Here is an 18,952-nt window from a genome sequence, read left to right on the forward strand (position 1 = left end):
GACATGTCCATCGAAAGAGTAGCGATCATCGGTGCCGGCATGGCCGGGCTGACGGCCGCGCTCGCCTTCGCCCGCCACGGCACAGCATGCGACATTTTCGAGGAAGTGGCCGCGCTGATCGAGGTGGGTGCCGGCCTGCAGGTTTCGCCGAACGCATCACACGTGCTCTCCGAGCTCGGCGTCCTGCCGGCGCTCGAAGCCGTCTGGACCGAGCCCGATCGCATCGCTCTCGTTTCCGGGACGTCGCTCAGGCCGCTTGCGCATGTTCCAGCGGGGCGTTTCGCCCGCGAGCGCTGGGGGTCACCCTACGGAGTCCTCCATCGCGCCACGCTTCAACAGGCATTGCTTGCCGCGGTCGAACGGAACCCGCTCTGCAGCATCCATCTGGATACGCCTATCCGCAACGATCCGCACGTGACGCTGGCCGGGATCACCGGCAGAACCTACCCCCTGATCGTCGGCGCCGACGGCGTCTGGTCCAATCTGCGTGCTGGCATACCGGACAGCCCGGAGCCGGATTTTTCGCGCAATGTCGCCTGGCGCTTCACGATTCCCGGCAGCGCCAGGCCCGATTGGCTGGACGCTGGGCAGGTCACCGCTTTTCTCGGGCCGTCGACCCATGTGGTTGCCTATCCGCTCAGGGAGATCGATGGGTTCAATATCGTCGCAATCGCGTCGGGCATCAGCCCCGGCAAGACGTGGGACGCGCAAGCCGGCGATGCGCAGCGACGCATGCTGCTCGGCCAGTTCCATCGCTGGGACCGGCGCATCGTTCAACTGATCGAAAGGGCCGAACGGCCGACCTTCTGGCCACTTTACCATGTCGCGGCCGGGCGCTGGCACAACGGCCGCGACATGGTGCTGATCGGCGATGCGGCGCATGCGATGATGCCGTTTGCGGCCCAGGGCGCATCGATGGCGATCGAGGATGCCTTCGTGCTGGCAAACCGGGTGGCCGGTCCGCTTCCTCTTGCGCAGGCGCTGACGGAGTTCGAGAGCGAACGCACGCAGCGGATCGCCAAGGTACGTGCCCGCGGCCTGTTCAACCGCTTCGCCTATCACGCCCGCGGTCCGATCCGGCTTGGCCGAGACATCGTCCTGTCGCTGCGTCCGCCGCAATCGCTCGCGGCGGATTTCGACTGGCTTTACGGCTTCAAGGCGAAGTGATCAGATCTCGGCCGCTGCCGCAAAACCGATTTCCAGGTCCTTCTTCAGGTCCGCCACATCTTCGAGACCGATCTGCAGGCGGATGACCGGACCTTCCGGCGGCGCCTTGCGGATGGTGCGGTCCGACAGGTTGACCGGCACGGCGAGGCTCTCGTAACCACCCCAGGAGTAACCGAGGCGGAAGAAGGACAGCGCATCCAGAAAAGCATGCGCCTTGGCTTTCGCCTTGTCGCCCTCCGCCTTCAGCACGAAAGAGAAGACGCCGCTGGCGCCCTTGAAATCGCGCTTCCAGATCGCGTGGCCGGGAAAGCTCGGCAGCGCCGGGTGCAGGACGCGCGCAACGTCGTCGCGGCTCTCCAGCCATGTGGCGATATCGAGCGCGCTCTTCTGATGATGTTCGAGACGCACACCCATGGTGCGCAGGCCGCGCAGGATCTGGTAGGAATCATCCGGTGCGCCGCAGATCCCGAGGGAAATACGGGCTTCTTCGAGCTTGGGCCAGTGCCTGGCATTGGCCGAAACCGAGCCCATGATGATGTCCGAGTGGCCGGACGGATATTTCGTCGTCGCATGGATCGAGACGTCGACGCCGAAATCAAGCGGCCGGAAATAAAGCGGCGTCGCCCAGGTATTGTCCATGGTGACGACGCAGTCATGCCTGTGGGCCACCTCGGCGATCACCCTGATATCCTGCATCTCCATGGTGTTGGAGCCTGGCGCTTCGGTGTGGATCAGCCTGGTGTTCGGCTTGATCAGCGACTCGATGCCGGCACCGATCTCCGGATCGTAATACTCGACCGTGACGCCCAGGCGCTTCAGCATCGTGTTGCAGAAATTGCGGCACGGCGCGTAGACTGAATCGACGATCAGAGCGTGGTCGCCGGCCGAGAGATAGGCCAGAAAGGGTACCGAGATAGCCGCAAGCCCCGAAGGAACGAGGATGGTGCCGGCCGAGCCTTCCAGTTCGTCGAAGGCTGCACAGAGCGCATCCGTGGTCGGCGTGCTGCGCGTTCCGTAGGTGTATTTCTGGGCCCGCTTTTCCATCGTCGCAGCATCGGGAAACAGGACGGTCGAAGCGTGCACGACCGGCGGATTGACGAAGCCATGGTAGGCGGACGGATCGTTGCCCATATGGGCGAGGCGCGTGTTGGGGCCAGCGCTGGTGAACAGGGACTCGTTCGTCTTTTTCATGTCGGGGAGAGCTTTCATTGGCAATCGAGGCTTCAAGTTTTGCCGCCGGAGCAAGGCCTGGTCAACCCCGCACGGGCGGCTCAAATCATGGGCATCAGGGAGCCTGCCATCTCACGGAAAACGCACCTCTTTTGACCACGAGCTGCCTAAACTTTAGGTAACTGGTCGTTTTCTGAGCCGGGTTAACGAATTTACCTCATTTCAGACGCAATTCGAAAAGGCGACACTTGACCCTGCGTTGTTTTGCGAATGAGATAGCAACGCCCGCACCGGGAGGGTTAGCGGGCGGCCGGCCGTATTCGAAAAGACAGGGGAGCGGCACGGTGTCACCAGATCACAGAAAACCACAGATAAAGGTTGGGAAAATGAAAAAGACGCTTCTGTCAGCCGCGATTGGCGCAGCGGTCCTTGGCTTCGCATCGGCAGCATCGGCCGCCACGCTTGATACCGTCAAGTCCAAGGGTTTCGTTCAGTGCGTCGTCAACACCGGTCTCGCCGGCTTTGCCGCACCGGACGCATCGGGCAACTGGTCCGGTTTCGACGTTGACTACTGCAAAGCCGTTGCTGCTGCCATTTTTAATGACGCAACGAAGACGAAATACACCCCGACCACTTCGCAGACCCGCTTCACGGCGCTGCAGTCGGGCGAAGGCGATGTCCTCTTCCGCAACACGACCTGGACGATCAACCGCGATACCGCGCTCGGCTTCAACTTCCGCACCGTCAACTATTACGACGGCCAGGGCTTCATGGTTCCGAAGAGCCTCAACGTGAAGTCGGCTCTGGAGCTCTCCGGCGCTGCCGTCTGCGTTCAGTCCGGCACCACCACCGAACTTAACCTCGCCGACTACTTCAAGGCCAACAAGCTCGAATACAAGCCGGTCGTCTACGAAAAGCTGCCGGAAGTGAACCAGGCCTATCAGGAAGGCCGTTGCGACGTTTACACCACCGACCAGTCCGGCCTCTATTCGTTGCGCCTGTCGCTTTCGAACCCGGATGAGCACATCATCCTGCCGGAAATCATCTCCAAGGAGCCGCTCGGCCCGGCCGTTCGCCAGGGCGACGACCAGTGGTTCGATATCGTTTCCTGGACGCACTACGCGCTGGTGCAGGCCGAAGAGTTCGGCATCACCAAGGCGAATGTCGATGACATCCGCAAGTCCTCCACCAACCCGGACGTCCGCCGCTTCCTCGGCGTCGAGAAGGATACCAAGATCGGTACCGACCTCGGCCTGACCAACGACTGGGCTTACAACATCATCAAGGCGGTCGGCAATTACGGCGAAGTGTTCGAGCGCAACATCGGCCAGAACACCCCCCTCAAGATCCAGCGTGGCCTGAACGCGCTGTGGACCAAGGGCGGCCTGCAATACGCTCCGCCGATTCGTTGATCGGCCAGACCATGATGGGATAAGGCGGCCGATGCCGCCTTATCCCCACATAAAAACAAGACGCATAAAAAGAAAAAGGCCTCAAAAATGAGGCCACAGGGGAAAAGGCCAGCATGACAGATCACGCTGCAATTGCGCCTTCCGAAGCGCGAACTCTCAGATCCTACGTTTACGACCCCAAGATTCGGGGGATTTTTTTCCAGGTCCTCACGCTCGTCATCGTCGTCGGCGTCGGCTGGTGGATTTTCGACAACACCGTCGCCAACCTTGCGCGCTCGGGTACCGCTTCCGGATATCAGTTCCTCAAAGGCCGCGCCGGTTTCGATATCGGCGCCTCCCTGATCGAATACTCGAGCGATTCGACCTACGGCCGCGCCATCCTCGTCGGCTTCCTCAACACGATCCTGGTGGCGTTCTTCGGTATCATCACCGCCACGGCCATCGGCTTCATCATCGGTATCGGCCGCCTTTCGAAGAACTGGCTGATCGCCAAGCTCTGCACCGTCTATGTGGAAGTCTTCCGCAACATCCCGGTGCTGCTGATCATCTTCTTCTGGTACAAGGGCGTCCTTTCGTCCCTGCCGCAGGTTCGGGACTCGGTCAAACTGCCGCTCGGCATGGTGCTCAACAACCGCGGGCTCGCCTTCCCGAAGCCCGTCTGGGGTGACGCCGCATGGGTCATCCCCGTAGCGCTGCTGATTGCCGTCGTTGCGGCGTTCATCGTGGCGCGCTGGGCAAAACAGCGTCAGATGCGCACGGGCCAGCAGTTCCATACGATCTGGACGGTAACCGGCCTGATCATCGGCCTTCCGGTGCTCGCCTTCCTTGCCGTCGGCGCTCCGCTGACGTTCGATTTCCCGATCGCGGGCCGCTTCAACCTGTCGGGCGGATCGGTGATCGCCCCGGAATTCGTGGCCCTCTACCTCGCCCTGTCCTTTTATACGGCCTCGTTCATCGCAGAGACGATCCGCGCCGGCATCCGGGCCGTGGCCAAGGGGCAAAGCGAAGCGGCGGCAGCACTCGGATTGCAGCCCAGCACCACGACCCGTCTCGTCATCGTGCCGCAGGCGATGCGGGTCATCATCCCGCCGCTCACCAGCCAATATCTCAACCTTACGAAAAACTCGTCGCTCGGCATCGCCGTCGGGTTTCCGGAACTGGTCGCCACCGGCGGCACGACGATGAACCAGACCGGACAGGCAATCGAAGTGGTGTCGATCTGGCTCGTCGTCTATCTCAGCATCAGTATCACGACCTCTCTGTTCATGAACTGGTTCAACGCCAAAATGGCCCTGGTGGAGAGGTAAGATCATGAACACGAAAAACGTTGCCTATGTCCGGCAGGAGATGATCGGCCCGACCCCTGCTCCGCTGAACACCAGGAGCGCCTCGGGCTGGATCCGCACCAATCTTCTGGCGACGCCGAAGGATGCACTGCTGACGATCCTTGCCGTCGCCGTCCTCGTCTGGGCGCTGCCCGGCATGATCAACTGGCTGTTCGTCCAGGCGGCGTGGTTCGGGACCGACCGCACATTCTGCACCACCGCGGTACAGGGCGGCATCAAGCCGAATGGCTGGAGTGGCGCCTGCTGGGCCTTTGTCGGGGACCGCTTCCAGCAATTCATGTTCGGGCGTTATCCGATCGACGAACGCTGGCGGCCGATGCTGGTGGCGATCTTGTTCATCGCCCTGCTCGTACCGATCCTGATGCCGAAGCTGCCGCGCAAGGGCCTGAATGCCCTGCTGCTCTTCGTCGGCCTGCCGATCGTTGCATTCTTCCTTCTGCATGGCGGCGTGTTCGGGCTCCAGAAGGTCGAGACACCGCTCTGGGGCGGCCTGATGGTGACGCTGATCCTGTCCTTCGTCGGCATTGCCGTCTCGCTCCCCGTCGGCATTCTGCTGGCGCTCGGACGACGCTCGACGATGCCGGTGATCCGGGTCATCTGCGTCACCTTCATCGAGGTCATCCGTGGCGTACCGCTGATCACGGTGCTGTTCATGGCGAACGTGATGCTGCCGCTCTTCCTGCCGACCGGCTGGACGATCGACAACTTCCTGCGGGCGCTGGTAGGCGTGGCGATCTTCGCCTCCGCCTACATGGCCGAAGTGGTTCGCGGCGGCCTGCAGGCCATCCCGAAAGGACAGTTCGAGGGCGCCGATTCGCTCGGTCTCAGCTATTGGCAGAAGATCCGGCTGATCATCATGCCGCAGGCGCTGAAACTGGTCATCCCGGGCATCGTCAACACTTTCATCGGCCTTTTCAAGGATACGTCGCTGGTGTCGATCATCGGCATGTTCGACCTTCTCGGGATCGTGCAGCTGAACTTTACCGACACGACGTGGATCAGCCCCGTCACACCGATCACGGGCCTCATCTTCGCAGGCTTCATCTTCTGGCTGTTCTGCTTCGGCATGTCGCGCTACTCCGCCTTCATGGAGCGGCATCTCGACACCAACCTGAAGCGATAGCGGACCTGAAGCTGTGCCTAGCCACAAACGATAACTAAGGGGATAAAAATGGCAGACGCCCAACCCAAAAAAATGACCGTCTCGGCTACCGACGTTGCCGTCGAAATCATCGGCATGAACAAGTGGTACGGCGATTTCCACGTGCTGCGCGACATCAACCTGAAGGTGATGAAGGGCGAACGCATCGTCATCGCCGGCCCGTCCGGCTCCGGCAAGTCGACGATGATCCGCTGCATCAACCGTCTCGAGGAACACCAGGCGGGCAACATCATCGTCGACGGCATCGAGCTTACCAACGACCTGAAGAAGATCGATGAAGTGCGCCGCGAAGTCGGCATGGTGTTCCAGCACTTCAACCTCTTTCCGCACCTGACGATCCTGGAAAACTGCACGCTGGCACCGATCTGGGTGCGCAAGATGCCAAAGAAGCAGGCGGAAGAAATCGCCATGCATTATCTCGCCCGCGTCAAGATCCCGGAACAGGCCAACAAATATCCGGGCCAGCTCTCCGGCGGCCAGCAGCAGCGCGTGGCGATCGCCCGCTCGCTGTGCATGAAACCGAAGATCATGCTGTTCGACGAGCCGACCTCGGCGCTCGACCCGGAAATGGTCAAGGAAGTGCTGGATACGATGGTGAGCCTTGCGGAAGAAGGCATGACCATGCTGTGCGTGACCCATGAAATGGGCTTCGCCCGCCAGGTCGCACACCGGGTGATCTTCATGGACCAGGGCCAGATCGTTGAGCAGAATTCGCCGGCGGAGTTCTTCGACAACCCGCAGCACGAGCGCACGAAACTCTTCCTGAGCCAGATCCTGCACTGACGGCTATACGGGCACGCAATCACGGGGCGCTTCGGCGCCCCGTTTTCGTTTCACCAGCGGAAGGAATAGCGAGCATTGACACTCGTGACCGGTTCGGGCGCATCCGAGCTGCGATCAAGCGCACCGCTGACCGTCATGTACCGGCCGAGCCTCTTTTCCACGGCAACGCCTGCGCCGAGCGTGCGAAACCCGTTGCTGCCGCTTGCCCGCCCGACCAGCGCGGTGCTGCTTGGGCTATGCGACAGGCGAACCGACTGGCTCGCATCGAGGCCGCGCCATTCTCCCGAGGCGCCGTCATACCGCAGGCCGTAGCTGCTGCGCCTCTCGATATCGATCGTCGGCGTGGCGATTTCTTTTTCGTAATAATTCATGGTGATCCCGGCGCTGCCGGTATTGCCGTCGAGATCGACACCGACGCCGCGGTTCAGTTGATAGGCGGGCGTCTGGATCTTTTCCGCCGTGAAATTGCTCCAGAACTTGATGGGCGTATCCAGCGGGGTTCCGCTCGTCGACGTATCGACGCCCATCGACACGCCGGCTTCGGTTTCGAGCCTGGTCGGCAGCTTGAGGCCGAGCTTGACGGAGTAGCTGGTGTCGGAATTGCGGATCGGGTTCCAGATCAACGGCTTGTCTTCCGCACCCCCCGGACCCGCCGTCAAAAAACACGCAAGCGCCAAAACCGCACCGGCGAACGATATTCTTTTCATATGAAGCCCCACTCGAAGCTTAAAACAAGCAAAGGGTCCGGGCAATTCGAACTGCCCGAATGAAAACCATTTCAATGTGTTGGAGGCGTTTTCCGAGGGCCGTGGACGCTCAATCGCCAATCTGTCTTCCACTCGCGTGACGCTACGGAACTGACAACATCCATCATACGAAACAATGCGGCAATTCCGAATCCTCAATGCGGCAAGAATGGGGTTTCGTGGTCCCAGCCGTTTCGGGCGGCAGCGGCAGCCGCGTTCAGGCGTTACTCAAAACGCTCGTCTATGTGTTGCACCGACGCCGATATGACATTGTCGATGACGACGTGGTGCAGAAGTATCGGCCCCACCGCCCAAAGCGCTCGCATATGATCGGTATCCTCATGTCGGCGATGCGCTTCCTCGCTGGTGAAGGCCTCCGCGAGCAGGATCTTGTCAGGATGATCCGGCATTGGCACCAGTTCTATATAGAGACAATCGGGATCGAGCCGGCTCCTCTCCAGATGATCACGCGCCGCCTCGAGATATTGCTCACGCTTGCCAGGCTTGGTTATGAAAAACCCGATGATGCATTTCATCTTCCCCTCCCAAGGTGAAGTCACGCCGACCGGCGATGGACCGAGACACGCCGGCTTGGAGTATAGGCGCACACACAGCTCAGGAACAAATCGCCTGACATCGCGTTCAAGGCGGCATCCTATCAAGCGGAGAGCGTACAGATGAACCTCAAGCTCGCATTGGGCGTGGCACTTGGCCTGGCCTGCACATCGATGGCGGCCGAAGCCCGGTCGGATTTGCGGCTCTACGGAGCAGTGCCTGTGGAAAGCAGCCCTCAACTCATGCAGGCCTACAACAGGGCGCTGGCGCGATGCCTCCCTGAAGCCGGCCTGGCGGAGGCTGGAGCAATATCTGAGACCAGTCTGAATGCGGTGCGGTTGCGGGGTTGTTTGTATCGCAACGGGTTCTTCTACCGGGGCGTCTATGCCTACCCGGTGGCTATCTCTGCCTACCGCGTCAGGTAGTTGCGCGGCTTAGCTGGAACGTTCGGACAGATCAAGGCTGACGAGCATCATATCGAAGCGGAATCGTCAGCTCTGAAAAGATTGCGGAATTTCGGCTCTCGGGCAACGATCTCCGGAATGAACCTCGCATCCGGCCGGAATGGAGTCGCGAAACCTCACATCCAAGCGGAATCTATTTTTGCGCCGTGGGCCATCCCTCTCGCACCTGCAGCTCAATGCGGTCTAGGTCAATCACGACCGCCACTGCTGCAGGCCCTTTACTGGGCTCTGAATTATGACGAATGGCTTCCTGGCTACGACCTTCCATCAAGAGCTTTGGCATCTCACAGCCGCTCGTGAGGAACGTTGCAAGGTCCCGCTTCCGCACAATTTCGTGCCACCATCCGAAATCCGGGTCAGTCTTATAGCAGACGAAGAATGCACCATCATCGATGAAACTATGCACACCGTACTGCGTCATCCGTCCAGCTTCTTCGGCCGCTAATCTTCGCGCCTCCTCCGCTGAAGAGGGGCTTGCCTGAGCAGGTTGAAGACTTACATCTTCGGCGAGTTTGGCGAAAACTGCCAATCGGATAACCTCTCCGAGGTCCCAATCACGCTTCTTACCCTGGCCGCTGGCTCTTGGTTTGAATTGCCCCCGCGAAATCCATTGCTCAATCCGGCTTTTATGAAGGTCAAGAATCTGGCCGACGGCTTCAATTGAAATGGTATCCATGCAACATCCTCTGACACATTGTCAGAGGATGTTGCTCCACTTCTGACGACTTGTCAAAAGTCATAGGACCGCCGTCAAAAAAGGAAGTTCTGGTTACCCTATCAGTGGCCTCGACCGCTGCTTTCTCTCCGTACGTTGCCATTTTCGTCAAAGATAAAAGAAACTTGACCGGTGGCGATTTTTTCGAGGGCTTCATCGCCTTTGGCACCGTCCACGACAATGTGCGCTATCATGGTTCCAATCACACCCGCAAAGAGGCTTCCGAAGACTGACGGGTCGTACTCATGCAATTCGAAATCTGGGAGTTCGACGGAAATTTGGGGCTGCTTCCCCAACGGGACCTCTGTCCTAAATACCGGTCGATTTCTGATGTGAACGTTCGCCGCGATATGGTGGGCGTAGACTTCACGCAGCTGCAGCTGTGACAATGGATGGGGAAGAACCTCTAGCCTCTTGCTCAACATACCAGCTGTTCCCCCGCAATCGTCTAGGATGTGCAGCAGTGCAATATCGTTGATCCTAAGAAGCAAGCCTCGCCCTGTTAGGCTATCGCAATAATCGAAGCCGTCATCATCTTCCGAGGACTCAATTTTAAAGATTGCTAACGTCCCAAAAACATTATCGTTGATTGCGACCCCAGCCGTAGCGGCTCGCGCCACCGCGTGGATGTGATGTAATTCGTGAAGATCGTAGTGGTCTCCGATCATGCCCAGTTTTAAACGTTCATCCAGGACAACCTTATTTTTGAAGTCCCTCAAATGAACTTTGAGAAAGATCAGCGAGAGCCAGGCTTTGATAAGGCTTGCATTTCCATCCTGCATGAACTTCAGCAACCCCTCATAGCCTTGATGAAAAGCCTTGCTGATGGGCGTCTCGTAGATGGCGCTCAGTTGCGTATTACATGTCTGGCAGCAGGGAATTTTGTACGTCGTGTAAGGGACGAGTTCCCCATTCGTGAGAGTGAATTTGCTGTTTTGCAACCCGCAACGCCTTATTACCCAGTCCGGGAATACGTGCTCGTCGTTGAACTTCTTTCTGCTGTGAGGTGCTCCACAGACAAAGCAACTGCCTTTCACGCAAACCTGCTCTTTGAAATTCTGGAACGAGAAGAAAATGCGGTTGCCCTCAAGGTCGTCAGTCGTCCCGTCTTTGGCTACCACAAATGCACGCATGCAAGCTTTTCCTACGTATCCGATAATCGAATTTGTTCCATTCGTTCCGTGCCATTGTCAATGCTCAGGCATACGCCCAATCTGCAAAATACAGAGACCGCAACCCCACCCTTGATCGGTCAACGCCCGCAGGGATTATTCCACCATTGAGGGTAGCCAGAAGAATTGCGGCTGTGCTCACGCCCTTCGTTCTCGCGAGACCCAGCAAAGTTTTCATTCCCTCGGTCGGTGAAACCTCGGTCATTGTGCGCAGCCGCTCAACTAACTGTTCCACTTCACCTGCCCGGTACTTCGGCCCCTTCACTCCGGCAATCGGCAGTTCGGTGATTTCCTGGATGAAACCTGCCCTCGCGACCGGTCGGAATTCGTGCCCAGGGATGCCGGTGATCGCAGTGGTCTGCGGCAGCGTGATCAGATCGTCGATGATCAATTTCAACGTTTGGAACGTGGCCGGGTCGATGGACAGGGCATCGCCGTTCCATTTGGCGTCCGGCAGCAAGCCGAGTTTGCTGATGAATCTGCTGAGCGCTTTTGGAGGGACCTTCAGTTCTCTTGAGGCCTCAATCAGTGTTCGGTCGCTGCGATCAAGCTGTCGACGGGTACGTTTCCGGCCCAAGGTGCCAACCCGAGCGAAACCTTCCTGCTGCGCCTGCTCCAAGGCTTCCCAAAGGCGGTTGTTGGCCCGACCGCCGTTCATCTTTGCTACCGACGGTGTCGATGCGGCGTAGCCCCGGCGTCGGGTTTGTGGATCGATGACGGTCTCGTACCAGGCGGCGAACCAGGAAACGCGTTCCGAGTGAGGTGTCGTCAGGAGAGCAAAGCCCGCTTCGATATCTCCGGTGGGGCTCTCGCGTGGATGGACGAATCGTCCCTCGCGACGGTACCTGCCGAAGAACCTGGCTGGCTCGATGATGTCGAAGAGTTCAAACTCTGCTGTCGGCCCCTGCTCCCGCTCGCCAAGCTCCAGCCTGGATCGCAGCATCTCGTGGAATGGCCGGAATTGCTCGGGCTCGACCTTTCGCCGGTTGATAAGTGTCTCACCTTCGGGCGACACATCGAAATGCGGCCACCACCAGCCGAGCTTCTTGCCATCGACCAAATCAATAAGCCGCGTACCGTGGATCGGGCAATGGCTCGCAACGACGATATCCCACTGAATGCGGTGGTAGAGCTTGTCGCCAAGGCAGTTGGGGCAGAAGCGACGCTGCCGGAATGAGAGCTGTTTCGCGCGTACCTTCTCCCGGCCGATATGATAGATGCCGTCGCGAAGGACTGGCGTCGCGTTGGCGAGACGTTCGTGCTCCTCCTTGGACAGCGGCAGTTGTTGCAGAACATGCAATAACTCATCGGGAACGAAGTTGCGCCCATTGATGCCGATCTCGGTCGCGTACACCTTCATACTGCCGTGACCTTCGTCAGCCACCAGGCGGGCAAAGTAGCTGTACGACGGTTCGCCGGTCTCGGGCCGCAGACGCCACTGAGAGAAGGGAAGATCGCGGTTGATGGACATTGGCAGCTCCTACCGGAAATACGAGTGACTATCGTTCGCGCCCGGCTTACTGGTTGCTTTGGCGTCCCTTGACTCAATTACCGCCAGGCAGCAGCATGAGCGGGATGCAAAGGGTTTCTGAAATGACAAACGTTCGCCTCCACGCCTTTCTGCGTAAGCCAAATGTAGTCCTCCTTGGTCTGCCGCTGGGCGGCCTTATTTAACGACCTGCCCTTACCGGAAATACGCGTAGCTATCGTTTGCCGAGACCAGCATCGTGGCAGCTGAGCGCAGGTGCTCGATCATGATCTTGGAGGTACCGGCATTGATCGCCTCAAAGGCTGCCGCCTGGACCAGGTTCATGACCCGACCGATCAAGCCGCCACTGTACCGATGGATATCGCTGGTGATTTTCGGGTCGGCCAGGCCAGACTTCATGACGAAAGGCAGACGATTGTCGATACCTTCCAGCATCAGTGTGAACTGCTCGAACTCCTTGGTCGTGTCACCCAGAGGCAAGAGTCGCTTGCTCGGGAAGCCACCACGGCCGACCAGGTAGTCGACGGCTTCGATGACGTCGCCGATCACCTCCTCGCCGACGAGCAGGACGTTGAAAGCCTTGCTGTCGCTGGCGAGCTTGATGAAGCTCTTGAAGCTGCGCACCTGGTCGGTACGACGTCCCATGAACATGAACTGGGCGTCGTCGATGATCAGCAATTCAGTCCGCGCCCGGACCAGACGCTGGATGCAGTTGTCGATCAGGGCGCTGACCTTCATCTGAGGCAGCGACCGCGCTCCGGTCGCGTCGCAGATGCGCTCTACCATCGTTCGGGGTGTCATGTCGTCTGAAGCCTGGAAATAGACGACGGGGTAAATCTCGCCTTCGTCATCGGTGCGCCCCGGATGATGGGACCGATAGAAGCTACAGATAGCCGACTTGCCCACCCGTGACGGACCCAGCAGTCCGCCGATCTTGCCGGTGCCGTGGAGGCCACCATTTACCGGCCGGTGGAAGTTACCGATGAACGTGTTGCCATCCTTGAACAGCGGTGACGGATAAATCAGCGTCTCGATCAGCCGTTGGCGGACAGCGGGAGTAGCGGCAGCGGCTGCCGCCCTCGCCTCATCGGTCAGCTTTTCCATATTGAACGGCATCGTCGTATGGGCGTCAGTCATCCTATTCCTCCCAATCGGTGTGGCGGGCCTTCAGCGCGTCGATGTCGGTTGCGGGCGTATCCTGCTGACCGTCGCCCTCTCCGGACTGACCAGCGTCATCCGATTTCGCCTCGGTCGGCTTTGGCAGTTCTGAGCCCGGCATGACGCCCCTCGTTTTCGGCGAGGTTTTGCTCTCCGGCGTCTGCACGAACGGCTGTGCGTAGTTCATGTAGCCGTCGACATCGGGGTTGGCCGCCAATTCGATGATCTGAGCGCTACGGAGTTTCGCCGCCTGCCCCGAAACGAACCGCGCCAGCTTCTGAGCCGTTTCGTGTTTCTTACGTTTGGCATGCATCTCGGCGAGTTTCAGCTCCAGGCGCTTGCGGGCGTCCGTCAACTCGTCTGAGTTCGGCTGGGTCTTTTCTTTCTCCAGGTGGTACTTCACGATCTGACGGTGCTGGAACAGGGTCAGGCCGGACGCGTAGCGCTTCTCGATATCGGCCACGGGGACCTCAATCGTCACCTTGCGGTAATGGTCGTAGACCCACACACGGCCGAGATCGTTGGGGTCACGGGTTGCCGTGTACTTGGTCGAGGAATGCTTGCGCGTTCCCATCTTGTGCTGAGGGTGGGCACGCAGGGCAATCAGCTCCGCCGAGCTATAATGCAGGTAGTCGATCCGGATTCCGTCCGGCTGGATCGTCACCTGTTCCGGAATTCCGACAAGCCGCGTAAATACCGCCTGGTCGATCAACGGCCGCATAGGCGCGTGCTCGATCCCCTTCTGCCAAAGCCGGTCTGGTGTGTCCTTGAAAGTGAGCAAGGCACCAAGGCCCGCGTGCAAGGACCGGTTATAGACCTCAGCGAAATAGTAGAGCAGGAAGCCGTAAAGCTCGCGGATCGACAGCACCGGTTTTCCGATATCGTCGTCCTTGTCGAACTTCTTGCGTTCGTCCGGTGAGCGAGTGGTCGTCCCGGCCAAGCGGTCCGTCAGCTGCATTCCAAGGACGGAGAACAGATGTTCCATCGCGCCCTTTTCCCACGGCCGTCCCGGGCGATACTCGATCACCTGGAAACCAAGTTCGCGTTCCGCATGCTCCATGCTGCCGCCGACAAAGTGGCTGGCGTGGTCGACCCCCAACCGTGTCGGCATTCCGTACCATGGGAACGTCACCCCTTCCGGCAGCGAACGCGGGTCTTTTGGGTAGACCGAGTGTTTCAGGCCCGCCACGAACCCGGCGAAGGACGGTGCTTCGAAACCGATATGGAAGCCGATCACCGCGCCGGAATGGCGATCACGGAAGACGATGATGTCCGGCTTGCCGAATGCGACCGGTACCAGGTCATCGAAGACCACGACATTGAGTTCCGTGTGGTCAATATCGACGACATCCAACGGATGCTCCGGCCGGGCGACACGCGCAGCCTGCATTGACAGGCGGTTGGCTTCCTCTTCTCCGTACCGCAGGAACGTGCGGGTATAGAGATCGACGTTGGCGAAGCGCCGCTGCAGGGTGCTCTTTGACACCTTGGTACTCGCCTCGGCCTGGTCGGAAAACTGCCCCTCTGTCGAGCAGAGGAATTCGAGCTGTGCCTTCACCGTCAGCCAGCTGCCGCGAGGGTCCGACCAGGCCGTCTTCACCGCCGTCTGCAGCGCTTCTTCCAGGCGCGGGTTGAAGCGCTCGATGGCATTGCCGTTGTTCGGCAAAGGGGCCAGCGCCAGGACGCGGTCCATGTTGCGGCGATCCTTCAGCTTCGCCATGGCTTCGTACAGCGCCGTCTTGCCAACAGGCTTTTCGCCACGGCGCTTGGCCACCTCGTCACGGGCACGGTCGAGAACCGCAACGTTGGCGACACCGAAATTTTCATCGCGGCAGAGGCGATGATAGTGGTCGATATATTCCAGCAGCTGGTGGGACCGTTTGATCTGCCCTTCCGTCAAGCTCAGGCTGCAACCGGGGAGTACCGTCTTGCGATGGCTTCGTGGTTCCAAATGGACCGGGCGGATACGTCCCTTGCTGCAAAGCCAATCAATCTGCCACGGCGACAACCAGATCGGCGTCTGGTACCGGGCGTCGAGCAGCGTCAGACGCCGTGGTGTCTGCGGAGAGCCATTGGCCCAGGCCTGCGCCGTATAAATGCCGTAGGTCCCGTGATCGCCCTCCGCATAGATCGCGTACTGGTCGCCCGGGATAATATCCTGGGCAGGCGCATTGGCATGCTGCTGCGGCGTCTGCGGGATGTTCATCTGCTCTGTCGTCAGCAGGCGCATCGAACCCTTCAGCAGAAACTCGAAGTGCTTGGAATTGATGGTCATGCAGCCACCTCGAAGATCATGGAGTCGAGCGTCAGGCGCTTGCCGAGATCAAGGCGGACTTCGCCCCGCATGGCCAACTGCATGACCGCTGTGAAGATCAGGTTGGTTTCCACCACCACGGTTGGGGCTTCGTCGTCCTCCCAGATGATTGCCTGACGGGCGAAATCTGCTTTGTCCGCAATCGCGCGAATGCTGACCGGCAGCCCAGCCTCGCGGATGATCTGACGTGCGTGAGCCAGAGATGCGGGTTCGGTGCGGCGAGCCCGGTGGGTCCACATCAGGCGCAGGTTCGAAAGGCGAGGCTCGATGCGGATCGACCGCTCATCGTGAACGACATAGGCAGCGTCGAATTCCTCGCGGAAATGGCGCACGCGCTCGACAACACGGTTGCGGAAGCGCCGCGTCTCGATCTGTTCGAGCAACGGTACGTAGTCGATGAAGACGACGTCTCCGCCACGGAGCAAGATTGCCATGTCCGGGATATGGTCACGCTTTGCAGGTGTTTCGCCATCGAAGGTCGACCAGTAGGCCACTTCCATCGGATAAGGCGACAGATGGACGACGTTCGGATCGGTGTCGAGGTGGAGCAGGCCGTCGGCCATCAAAGCCGACCGGGCACGCACGATGCCGCTGCCGACCTTGTTTGTCGGAAACGAGATCGCCTGACCACTATGATACATGCCGCGACCGACCTTGCGGACGGGCTTATGGCCGTCGGCGAAGATCGTTTCCAGGAGATCGGGAGCTGTTTTAGCCACGGTTACCTCCCTTCACGGACGGAACCGCTGCCGGGATGGCACCAAAGCGCTTAAGCTCCGCCACGGTCGTTGCCGGGACTCCGAGAGCCTGCAGGACGTTCAACGGAATCGGCTTTGCCTGATCCGTGAACGGATAAAAATGCGTCTTCACAACACACCTCCAGCGTTACGCTGCAGCCGCAATCCGGGCCGCAATCGGAACAACCGAGGGCAATCACCTCCCGACAGCGGAGGTGGCACACCCGGTCATTTTCGCCGGTAGACGCGTATATTCTGGTGGTACGACATGGAGAGCACCTCGGAGCGATGGGACAGATGTCCCGTGATAACGAACGAGTTGTAGGGTTTGGAGATCATGGGCCACCTGTTTCGCATCATGCGGAAGGTGGGATGAAAAGCACAGCCAGGAGCGGCTGGGCCGACGTGGTGTCAGGCAGCCGAAAAAGCCGAGCGGTCATCCCGCGAAGGCCAGCATATTCGGTCTATCTGCTGCACGTCTCACCTCGTTCGTTGAGTCCGAAGCGGCTGCCTTTGTGGATCAGGCGGTGCCGTTGGCGCAAGCGTAGATCGATGGATCGGTAAACGATCCGTGGAAGGTGTCCTGTTTTGGGACGCCTTGAGGGAAGATCGGGGAAAAACCGTCCTAGAGTCAATCCCACCCGACCGGGAGGATTAATGTATGGTTAACAGTAGTGATGAGGCGAGACCGTTGCAAACCTTCAGAAAGCAACCATAAGGATTATTTACATCCTTTAGATTTCACGTAATGTGCGAACTCAACTTGAAGAGGCATGATCATGACAACGCTCAATGACTCAGAACGTCTCGGTGAGATCGCAGCTATCCGCGCAAGGCTCAAAAGCAATCCTCAGGCCCTTAGCGCTCTCAATTCCGCTGTTTCGGATGTGTTCAGCGCAAACGGGATAGAGGTTGATGGTTCGATTTCCTCTTCCCTTGTTATCGCCCTTCCCGAGGAGCTTTCCGAAAACCTCAATCAGGTGATTTTGCCAGGTGGCACAAATTGCAGCTAAACGCCTTTGAAAAGCTCGCTCCCTACATCTTCTATGCGCCAAGCTTTCTGAGTTCGGCGCATAAGTCATCGATATTGACAGAGATTGACGGGTGGTCCGATTGGCTCCCAGCTCATGCTGGGAAGTACAAGGACGATAAGCTCGTTTCATCGACTGAAGTCAAAGAGCTTCGCGACGTCCTAGTAAATCGATCCTCTCTTTCAGCAGATAACGAGAGTTGCCTTGGGATCGACCGGGCTTTGCAAGAAGCTCGCTCTCTATATGGCCTGTCGAATGTGATCGCCTCACGTTACGTGGCATCGAAGTACACGCCCGGATGTCACATCAAGCCTCATACCGACACTGACTTCTATAACACCTCCAGGATTTTTACAGGCGTCTACTATCTCAACGAAGAGTACGAGGGTGGGGAAATCTATTTCCCGAAATTCGGCGTTTCATTGAGGCCTAAGGCCGGGTCACTTTTATTGTTCTTTTCGGAGTTCCTGCACGGCGTGCAGCCGATATCAGCAGGCGAACGTTACTCGGTTGTTTGGTTTGGACAGACCGCGCAGCCCACAACGTAAGTCCATGCCGAGAACACGGTACGACGACTACGTCGATGCGGTCGCGAAACCGCTTTCAATGCGGCGTAACCACCCGAACAAATCGGTAATGATGGCCGCTCCCACGCTGGCCGCACACATGCCATCCTAGTATTGGGCAGGCATCGATGACCTTCTCAAAATCAGAGTTTGCTGGAACTCGCGATCTTCAATCCCGAGGAACATAGAGCGCAGCCAGGAAAGTAAGAACGATCAAAGAGGCATCGGATCGGGAACCGAGTTCGAGCGACCCATCGTGCGCAGGAGAAGTCCCAACAGCAATAGCCGAAGGGAGGCGGTAAAATTTGCCACCAGGTTCCGGATCGATTGAAGCTATTCCGCCTAGATGTGAGGCTCGAAAAAGGCTGGCGACCCCTGCAGGACTCGAACCTGCGACCTGCTGCTTAGAAGGCAGCTGCTCTATCCAGTTGAGCTAAGGGGCCGATCTCGGCAGCGGCGCCCGGGAAAGCCCGAGCGGCTAAAATCAATGCGTCCAGGGCTGGCTGCGGTTGAAACGGAAGTTGTCGGTGTAGGAAACGATCTGGCGATTCGGATCCTTCGGCTGGATGACGCGGTATTCGATGCCCTCGCGCTTGGCGTAGGCTTCCGCCTGTTCCTGGCTCTCGAACGTCAGCCGGACCTGCTGCTTCATGTCGCCTGAGGACGTGTAGCCAAGGATCGGATCGATGCGGCGCGGCTGTTCCTGGTCGAATTCCAGCACCCAGAGATGCGTCTTGGCCTTGCCGGACTGCATGGCGGTCTTTGCGGGACGATAGATCTTGGCGGCCATTCCTGTAACGCTCCATGGAGTGGAACGGATGAGGAGCCCCTGCTGAAAGCGTGGTCGGAGTGGAGAGATTCGAACTCCCGACCCTCTGGTCCCAAACCAGATGCGCTACCAGACTGCGCTACACTCCGTTCCTACGTTGGTTGCGAGATACACGGTTCCCCCTTGTGCCGCAACA

18 protein-coding genes and 2 tRNA genes are annotated in these 18,952 nt (G+C 58.9%); 8 read left to right on the forward strand and 12 right to left on the reverse strand.

Annotated features, from left to right (window positions below):
• Positions 1-3 precede the first annotated feature (3 nt).
• Entirely contained in the window at positions 4-1,167 is a 1,164-nt protein-coding gene (locus J2857_RS09590; RefSeq protein WP_210009855.1) for an FAD-dependent monooxygenase, read from the forward strand.
• On the opposite strand, the gene J2857_RS09595 is transcribed toward J2857_RS09590, so the two are convergent.
• Positions 1,168-2,358, reverse strand: coding sequence for a cystathionine beta-lyase (locus J2857_RS09595; RefSeq protein WP_210009856.1), 1,191 nt, complete (start codon positions 2,356-2,358; stop codon positions 1,168-1,170). It lies immediately after the preceding gene.
• A gap of 365 nt (positions 2,359-2,723) precedes the next feature.
• Between J2857_RS09595 and J2857_RS09600 the strand changes: the two genes are divergently transcribed.
• From J2857_RS09600 to J2857_RS09615, 4 genes are all read left to right on the forward strand, one after another.
• Positions 2,724-3,749, forward strand: a complete 1,026-nt coding sequence (locus J2857_RS09600; RefSeq protein WP_210009857.1) for an amino acid ABC transporter substrate-binding protein — start codon at positions 2,724-2,726, stop codon at positions 3,747-3,749.
• 113 nt (positions 3,750-3,862) lie between these two features.
• Positions 3,863-5,056 (forward strand): amino acid ABC transporter permease, encoded by a 1,194-nt coding sequence (locus tag J2857_RS09605; RefSeq protein ID WP_210009858.1) that lies wholly within the window; start codon positions 3,863-3,865, stop codon positions 5,054-5,056.
• A gap of 40 nt (positions 5,057-5,096) precedes the next feature.
• The gene (locus J2857_RS09610) at positions 5,097-6,218 is read left to right on the forward strand and encodes an amino acid ABC transporter permease (RefSeq protein ID WP_373426809.1); all 1,122 of its coding nucleotides are present in this window, start codon (positions 5,097-5,099) and stop codon (positions 6,216-6,218) included.
• Positions 6,219-6,266: 48 nt separating this feature from the next.
• Positions 6,267-7,040, forward strand: a complete 774-nt coding sequence (locus J2857_RS09615; protein WP_038542553.1) for an amino acid ABC transporter ATP-binding protein — start codon at positions 6,267-6,269, stop codon at positions 7,038-7,040.
• A gap of 50 nt (positions 7,041-7,090) precedes the next feature.
• On the opposite strand, the gene J2857_RS09620 is transcribed toward J2857_RS09615, so the two are convergent.
• Together J2857_RS09620 and J2857_RS09625 are read right to left on the reverse strand one after the other, a co-directional pair.
• A complete protein-coding gene (locus J2857_RS09620; RefSeq protein ID WP_210009860.1) occupies positions 7,091-7,747 on the reverse strand; it encodes a hypothetical protein in 657 nt (218 codons plus the stop codon).
• Between the two features lie 263 nt (positions 7,748-8,010).
• Positions 8,011-8,322: a putative quinol monooxygenase gene (locus J2857_RS09625; protein WP_210009861.1), complete on the reverse strand. Its 312-nt coding sequence runs from the start codon at positions 8,320-8,322 to the stop codon at positions 8,011-8,013.
• A 141-nt stretch (positions 8,323-8,463) separates the two neighbouring features.
• Here J2857_RS09625 and J2857_RS09630 point away from each other — a divergent pair, with 141 nt between their 5' ends.
• Complete coding sequence (locus J2857_RS09630) at positions 8,464-8,766, forward strand: hypothetical protein (RefSeq protein WP_210009862.1); 303 nt, start codon at positions 8,464-8,466, stop codon at positions 8,764-8,766.
• Positions 8,767-8,938: 172 nt separating this feature from the next.
• On the opposite strand, the gene J2857_RS09635 is transcribed toward J2857_RS09630, so the two are convergent.
• The 6 genes from J2857_RS09635 to J2857_RS09660 form a co-directional block, all read right to left on the reverse strand.
• On the reverse strand, positions 8,939-9,481 hold the full coding sequence (locus J2857_RS09635; protein ID WP_210009863.1) for a hypothetical protein: 543 nt from the start codon (positions 9,479-9,481) through the stop codon (positions 8,939-8,941).
• A 101-nt stretch (positions 9,482-9,582) separates the two neighbouring features.
• Positions 9,583-10,653: a hypothetical protein gene (locus J2857_RS09640; protein ID WP_210009864.1), complete on the reverse strand. Its 1,071-nt coding sequence runs from the start codon at positions 10,651-10,653 to the stop codon at positions 9,583-9,585.
• A gap of 64 nt (positions 10,654-10,717) precedes the next feature.
• Positions 10,718-12,163, reverse strand: coding sequence for a TniQ family protein (locus J2857_RS09645; protein ID WP_210009865.1), 1,446 nt, complete (start codon positions 12,161-12,163; stop codon positions 10,718-10,720).
• Between the two features lie 213 nt (positions 12,164-12,376).
• Positions 12,377-13,318, reverse strand: coding sequence for a TniB family NTP-binding protein (locus J2857_RS09650; protein ID WP_210009866.1), 942 nt, complete (start codon positions 13,316-13,318; stop codon positions 12,377-12,379).
• 1 nt (position 13,319) lies between these two features.
• The gene (locus J2857_RS09655) at positions 13,320-15,614 is read right to left on the reverse strand and encodes a Mu transposase C-terminal domain-containing protein (RefSeq protein ID WP_210009867.1); all 2,295 of its coding nucleotides are present in this window, start codon (positions 15,612-15,614) and stop codon (positions 13,320-13,322) included.
• On the reverse strand, positions 15,611-16,372 hold the full coding sequence (locus J2857_RS09660; protein WP_210009868.1) for a hypothetical protein: 762 nt from the start codon (positions 16,370-16,372) through the stop codon (positions 15,611-15,613). The genes J2857_RS09655 and J2857_RS09660 overlap by 4 nt, the downstream gene beginning before the upstream one ends.
• 797 nt (positions 16,373-17,169) lie before the next feature.
• On the opposite strand from J2857_RS09660, the gene J2857_RS09665 reads away from it, so the two are divergent.
• Entirely contained in the window at positions 17,170-17,403 is a 234-nt protein-coding gene (locus J2857_RS09665) for a hypothetical protein (RefSeq protein ID WP_210009869.1), read from the forward strand.
• Positions 17,394-17,969, forward strand: coding sequence for a prolyl hydroxylase family protein (locus J2857_RS09670; protein ID WP_210009870.1), 576 nt, complete (start codon positions 17,394-17,396; stop codon positions 17,967-17,969). Before J2857_RS09665 ends, J2857_RS09670 begins: the two co-directional genes overlap by 10 nt.
• Before the next feature lie 384 nt (positions 17,970-18,353).
• On the opposite strand, the gene J2857_RS09675 is transcribed toward J2857_RS09670, so the two are convergent.
• The 3 genes from J2857_RS09675 to J2857_RS09685 all read right to left on the reverse strand — a co-directional run bounded on the left by J2857_RS09675 (position 18,354) and on the right by J2857_RS09685 (position 18,905).
• Positions 18,354-18,430 (reverse strand) — tRNA-Arg (locus J2857_RS09675).
• Between the two features lie 41 nt (positions 18,431-18,471).
• A complete protein-coding gene (locus tag J2857_RS09680) occupies positions 18,472-18,777 on the reverse strand; it encodes an ETC complex I subunit (protein ID WP_210009871.1) in 306 nt (101 codons plus the stop codon).
• A 51-nt stretch (positions 18,778-18,828) separates the two neighbouring features.
• Positions 18,829-18,905: transfer RNA gene (locus J2857_RS09685), tRNA-Pro, on the reverse strand.
• Positions 18,906-18,952: the final 47 nt, after the last annotated feature.

Origin of the sequence: Neorhizobium galegae, assembly GCF_017877055.1 — a bacterium.
GTDB classification, from domain to species: Bacteria; Pseudomonadota; Alphaproteobacteria; order Rhizobiales; family Rhizobiaceae; genus Neorhizobium; species Neorhizobium galegae_D.